Below are 6,171 nucleotides of genomic sequence, written 5' to 3'. Positions count from 1 at the left end.
CGTGTGTAGCCGCGAAAGAATTTTTCGTACAGTTCGCGTCCGACTTTACTCACCACCACATCTTCTGATGTGCGAATCGTGTCTTTCGGTTCTGCCAGCGAGGCAAAAAACTGTTCGACTTCAAACGACGTTAATTTCAGTCCATACAGCGAGTTCACCGTATCGAGATTAATTGGAATCGGCACCAGTTGCCCGTCTACGCTTGCCCGCACGCGATGTTCATACGTCCGCCACTCGGTAAACTGCGACAGATACTCAAACACCTGGCGGGAATTCGTGTGAAAAATATGCGGACCGTACTTATGCACCAAAATCCCGGCTTCGTTGTAGTGGTCGTACGCATTGCCGCCGATGTGCGATCGTACATCCACAATCAAAATCTTTTTTCCTGCTTGACTAGCAAGGCGCTCAGCCAACACGCTTCCAGCGAATCCTGCACCGACAATAAGGTAGTCAAACATGGTAGGGGCCTTTGGTAGATAGGGGAAGAGTGAAATTTAAACGCGAACAGCGCACCGAAAATCAGGAACTCGAAACTTCAAACTCTGTGGCTTTGGATATTGCGCGACGGCTGCGGCGATTAATCACCCCAAGGACGAAGCGGAGCATGTGCTCTAGCGTTTTAGGAGAGCGGCTGCATTTGAGCGCTTCGGTCAGTTGGGCGATCGCCGCGCTCCAGTCGCGCCGAATAAAGTGCCAGCAGGCACTTTCAAAGCCGAACATTGCGTAGAATTCCTTTGCCTGAGTGGTCAATGAATCGCGGTCACGTTCGGGCAAATACGTGTGGGCAATGTCGATCGACTGGTGAATATTGGCAATATTGCGACCAGAGCGGACGAGGCTGGATGTGTGGGAGGCTTCGTGGGTGCGGTAGCAGGCAAGCGGCTGTGGTTCATACCACACTGGATAATTTGTGGCGACCCGCCGCCACATTTCCCAATCGCCTGCGTGAAATAGCGCTGGATGAAAGCCTCCGATCGCTTCATACACCGATCGACGAACCACGATCGACGGCGTTTGAATCATGCACCACACGCCCAATCGCTGGAGTAGATCGGCGTAGACGCCTGCCTGTTCTTGCTCCAGCGGCGACAGAAACCGCTGCTGATTGGTTTCGGTAATGTAGACCTGCCGACAAAACGCCGCCCCGATTTCCGGTGATTGCTGAAATCCGGTTTCGAGCGATCGATAAAAGCCCGGTAGCACCGTATCATCGCCGTGCAGAATGTGAACAATCTGTCCTCGGCTGCGGCTGATGCAGGTATTAAAGTTATGAATGGCTCCGCCATTTTGGGGCTGACGATAGAAGCTGACTCGTCCCTGCCCCAGTTCTCGCACAATGGCTTCCGGGTCGTCCTGCGTCGAGCAATCATCCACCACTTCAATCTGCATGTGCTCTGGACCCAAATCCTGGTCCAGCACGCTCTTGAGTGTTTGCCGCAAAAACTCGGCGCAATTGTACGTCGGAATCATCACAGACCAGAGCGGGCGCTCCATCCCGTCGGGAATGGGGGCGATCGTGGGTACGTCTTTTAACGCCTCAATTGGGTTCACTATGATTCCTCCTCTTTAGTCGTTCAGTTTTAGTTCTTAACGATTCACGGCTGGCGTTACTCCTCGCTCCTGACTCGTTCATTCGCTTCGTGCTGCATTTGGTGATAGCGCCAAAGCTTGCCACGCTGACTCAGCAGCTCTTGATAGCTGCCTTGCTCCACGATGCGTCCCTGTTCTAAAACCACAACGTTATTGGCGCGGACGATCGTCGAGAGACGATGGGCAATGGTGATGACCGTGCGTCCCTTGGATAGCTTTTCCAGCGATTCCTGAATCAGGCGTTCCGACACCGAATCTAAGGCGCTGGTGGCTTCGTCCAGAATCAGCACATCGGGATCGCGCAGGAGCGCCCGCGCGATCGCTAATCGCTGGCGCTGTCCACCCGATAGCCGAACCCCGCGATCGCCCAGCACGGTATCGAAGCCATCCGGTAGATCCTGGATAAATTCCAGCGCGTTGGCGAGGCGGGCGGCTTCTAGGACCGCACGATCGCTGGCATCGGGGGAACCGTAGGCGATATTTTGCCGCACAGTGGCGTTAAAGATAAACGTGTCTTGACTCACGACCGCCATTTTTTGCCGAATTGACTGAATTTGGAAGTCTCGCAAATCCACGCCATCGATCAAAATGCAGCCATCGGTGGGGTCATAAAAGCGCGGAACCAAATCAGCCAGCGTCGATTTTCCTGCCCCGGATGCGCCAACCAGCGCCGTGGTTTCGCCATGTCGCAGGGTCAGTTTCAGGTTGTGCAAAACGGGCGCATCGGGTTCGTAGCCGAAATCGACTGAAATAAACTCGATCGCCCGCTGCAACCCCTGAAAGGGACGGTCTCCATCGCGTAAATATGGCTTGTTGTTGGTTCGCAGCAGTTCCTGAATGTTGTTAATTGAGCCGCGAAAACTGCTGAGCGCCGCTCGGTTGCCGTTAATTTCGTGCACGGCGGGGACGAGTCGAAACAGAATAAATAGAAACGTCAGCAGCGACGCCGTTTCCAGCGTGCCGTTCGCCACAAAAATTGTGATTGAGACAACGATCATGCTGACCAAAATCGTGGTTGCCAGCCCTTCTGCAAGCGGTCGTACGATCGCGAGTCCCAGCGAGGCTCGAATCGACGTTTGTACCACATCAGAGCTGGCGCGGTAAAAGCGATTACGCTCAAATTCCTGAGTGCCAAATGCCTGCACCGTGCGGATACCATTGATGAATTCAACCGCGATCGCCGCCAACCGACCGTGAGCCGTTGACACCGCAAAACTCGATTCGCGCACGCGCCGATTCAAATTCGACAACCCAACTCCCAGCAGCGTAAACAGCAGCACCGAAATCACCGTCAGCTGCCAGGAAATCTGAAACAGCAGCACCGTATACACAGCCAGCGTCAGCCCCTTGGTCAAAATAAATGCTGACAGCCCAAATGCCTGCTGCAATCGTCCAATTTCACCCGTGATTGTGTTAATTAACTCACCAGATTGTGTTTTTGCAAAAAAGCTTAAATTTAACGCTTGCAGTTGCTCAAAAATCCGCCTGCGCAAGCGATCGACCAAATTTAACTGCGTTAATTCGGTATAAATCTGCGTCAGGTAGTTGAACAGCGCTCGCAGCCACGTCGCTAGCAAAATTAGTGCTGAAATGCGGTACAGCCGATTGTTGCTCGACTCCTGCACACCCAGAATCCAGGTGTCGAACCAGGAAATTCCTGTATGGAATGGGGCGGCATCCGGACTGACCAAGCTTTGCAGAAACGCCAGCAGAAATCCTAAGCTAAATCCTTCCAGCATCGCTGCTAGGAGCGAGAAAACAATCGCCGCGATCGCGACTTTAGGAAAGAATTGAAACTCTCGCAGAATCAAGTCGTTATTCTGCCAAATGCGCGTCGTTTGTAGCCAGCGACGGAAAATAGGAACGTTTATCTGCATGAGTGAGTACGGATGATGAATTCCGAATTATGAGTTTTGAATTCTGAATTGAACGGTCATTCAAAATTCATAATTATGAATTAATTAATAGGCTCCAAATCCTGAAATTACTTTGGGGAGCGTCATTAGCAGAATCTTGATGTCTTGCCACAGCGACCAGCTGCTGAGGTAGTCCAAATCGTGGCGATTAACTGCGTTTAAATCGAGCAGGTTCGATCGCGATGTGACTTGCCACGAGCCAGTAATTCCGGGTAGTGCATTTAAGCGCTGCCGCATGTCAGGACTAATTCGTACAGCATCGTACAGCGCCCAGGGTCGCGGTCCCACCAGGCTCATTTCGCCGCGCAGCACATTAAACAACTGTGGCAGTTCGTCCAGGCTGTATTTGCGCAACCAGCGTCCGATCGAGGTGAGGCGAGGGTCGTTCGTGTGCTTGTGCAATCCCGATTGGTTGCCCATGACCTGATGGTGCAGCGCTTCCGCGCCAACGATCATCGTGCGAAATTTGAAAATGCGAAACAGTTTGCCACGCTCTCCGACGCGCCACTGCTGAAATAGAATCGGTCCAGGCGAGTCGAGGCGGATGATGAGGGCGATCGTCAGCAGCACCGGACCCAACAGCAGCAGCAAAAGCGTCGCCAAAACCAAATCAAACGCACGCTTCAGCCGCCAGCTAAACCCTGCCTGTTTTTTCGGCAGCGTTGCCGTATTGGGCACTTGCAGGAAGACGGCTTTGCCCGCCTGACTGCACGCATTCGCCCACAGCGAAATCTCGCGCTCTCCAAACGTTGACGAAAGCCGAACCAGCTTAACGGGCGATCGATCAATGCACGCCACCAGCCGCAGATAGGCTTCAAACGACGGCAGCATCTCAGTCTGTGATGGATTTTTAGTGACCAGCAGTTGGTCTTGTCGCCACTTCAGCAGGTAATTAGACAGAATCGGACTCAATTGTGAGGGGGCGCGGTTAACAAGAGACGGTAGATTCATGACACACACCTAGCAATTAAAATAAACAGACGGTCGGGGGCTGACGGACTGGTTGAGTTGCTTGGTTGAGCAACTCATTCACGGAACTAGGCACTAACTCGACTGAAACAGGGCATTGCTGCGTTTTTCGTAGGCGACGTAGCTGTTGTTGGCGCGACTGGCTCCATTGGCAATTACGCCAATGACGTTGAGTTTGTTGAGCATTGTGGTCGCTTGGGTTAGCTGCGATCGGGTGACGTGGTCGATGCGACCGACCAGCACCACACCGCTGCAAAACGACGCCGTGACGATCGTGTCTACGATGCCGAGGACGGGGGGCGCATCCAGCAGCACAAGGTCGTAGTTTTGCTCAAATGCTGCCAGTAACTCTCCCATCCGGCGGGAGCTAAGCAGCTTGGCAGGGTCGGCGGGCGGTGGTCCAGAGGTCAGGACCGAAATGTTGTGATAGGACGCCGTGGGCTGCATTTCATTGGGATCCGCATCGCTTGTCAGCAGCGTCGAGAGTCCGCGATCGTTCGGCAAATTTAGCTGCTTGTGTAGGCTAGGACGCCGCAAATCCGCATCGATCAGCAGCACTCGCTGATGCAGACGAGCCGCGCTCATGGCAAGACCCAGCGCCAGCGTCGATTTTCCTTCGCCTGCTAGCGCTGACGTAATCACGAGCGATCGTGGTGGAAAATCGGGATGCAGCAGTTGCAGGCTCTGATAGATTAAGTCCATCGCTTCCCGGAACGACTGCCACTGCACGACGCGCTCGGTTGTAGCTGCCAGCGTAGGCTTGCGGAACAGCAGCAGCGGACTGCTTAATTCTGCTTGCGATAGTTCTGGCACCATACCCAGCAGCGGCAGCGCCACCTGTTTCTTCAAGTCATCCGACGTGTGGACGGCATCATCGATCGCGTCGCGCACAAACGCTGCCACGGTGCCCAACATCAACCCAGCGACCGCGCCCAGCAGCAAATTCCGCTTCAGACTGGGACCGATCTGCGTGCCCAGCTTCGGCTCCTCGACGACTTGCCAGTCAAAACCGCCACGGGCAATTTCTAGTGCAAGTTCCTGCCGCGCTTTTAACAACTGCTCCAGCGTTTCGCGGTTGATTTCGGCATCCGGTTGCAGCCGACCAAACTGCGCCAGCAGACTGGGAAAGCGCCGGAGCTGTGCGGTAAATGATCGCTCCGTCTGAGCCAAACTTTGCTCTCGCGCTTGCAGCGCTCGTAGCGACACCTGAGCTTCTACAAGCTGATTTGCCAGAGCTTGATCAGTCGTGCCGAGCTGTCCAGCTTGCAGGAGGCGACTGCCATTCAACTGCGCTGGAGTTCTGCCGAGCACGCGCCCGACTTCCTGCTGCAAAAGTGACTGCTGGCGCTGGCGCTGTTCCAGCAGTGGCTTTGTCAGAAAGCTGTCATCGGTGTAGCGGACCCGTCGCTGTTCGATCGCCAACTCTGTTTTTTGAATCTCGCTCAGCAGACTTTGATAGCGCGGTGACTGGCTCAGCCGCGCACTGAGTAAAGCGCTGTTGGGCGATCGCGCAAGCTGCCGCTGCAACGCCGTGTAGCGAGCCTGCGTATCCCGCAGTTGGGCACGATTTTTCTGTCGCTCATCCTGGACGCTAGCGAGCCCTTCGACGATCGCTTTTGACTGAAGCTCCGGACTAACCAGGTTTTCCCGCTTGCGAAATTGCTCCAGATTCGTCTCGGCTTGGTTGACCTGT

5 protein-coding genes are annotated in these 6,171 nt (G+C 54.3%); all 5 read right to left on the bottom strand.

What is annotated here, in order from left to right; genetic code table 11:
• Positions 1-461 (bottom strand): NAD(P)-binding protein (locus H6F43_RS11505; RefSeq protein WP_190342905.1); only part of this gene is annotated, 461 nt, incomplete at its 3' end.
• 61 nt (positions 462-522) lie between these two features.
• The gene (locus H6F43_RS11500; RefSeq protein WP_190342904.1) at positions 523-1,554 is read right to left on the bottom strand and encodes a glycosyltransferase; all 1,032 of its coding nucleotides are present in this window, start codon (positions 1,552-1,554) and stop codon (positions 523-525) included.
• A 56-nt stretch (positions 1,555-1,610) separates the two neighbouring features.
• The gene (gene hepA, locus H6F43_RS11495; RefSeq protein WP_190342903.1) at positions 1,611-3,470 is read right to left on the bottom strand and encodes a heterocyst formation ABC transporter subunit HepA; all 1,860 of its coding nucleotides are present in this window, start codon (positions 3,468-3,470) and stop codon (positions 1,611-1,613) included.
• A gap of 84 nt (positions 3,471-3,554) precedes the next feature.
• The gene (hepC, locus tag H6F43_RS11490; RefSeq protein ID WP_190342902.1) at positions 3,555-4,460 is read right to left on the bottom strand and encodes a heterocyst development glycosyltransferase HepC; all 906 of its coding nucleotides are present in this window, start codon (positions 4,458-4,460) and stop codon (positions 3,555-3,557) included.
• A 93-nt stretch (positions 4,461-4,553) separates the two neighbouring features.
• Positions 4,554-6,171 (bottom strand): polysaccharide biosynthesis tyrosine autokinase (locus tag H6F43_RS11485; RefSeq protein WP_190342901.1); only part of this gene is annotated, 1,618 nt, incomplete at its 5' end.

This window comes from Leptolyngbya sp. FACHB-36, assembly GCF_014695955.1.
Classification (GTDB): domain Bacteria; phylum Cyanobacteriota; class Cyanobacteriia; order Leptolyngbyales; family Leptolyngbyaceae; genus FACHB-36.
This window is presented reverse-complemented; position numbering and strand designations above follow the sequence as displayed.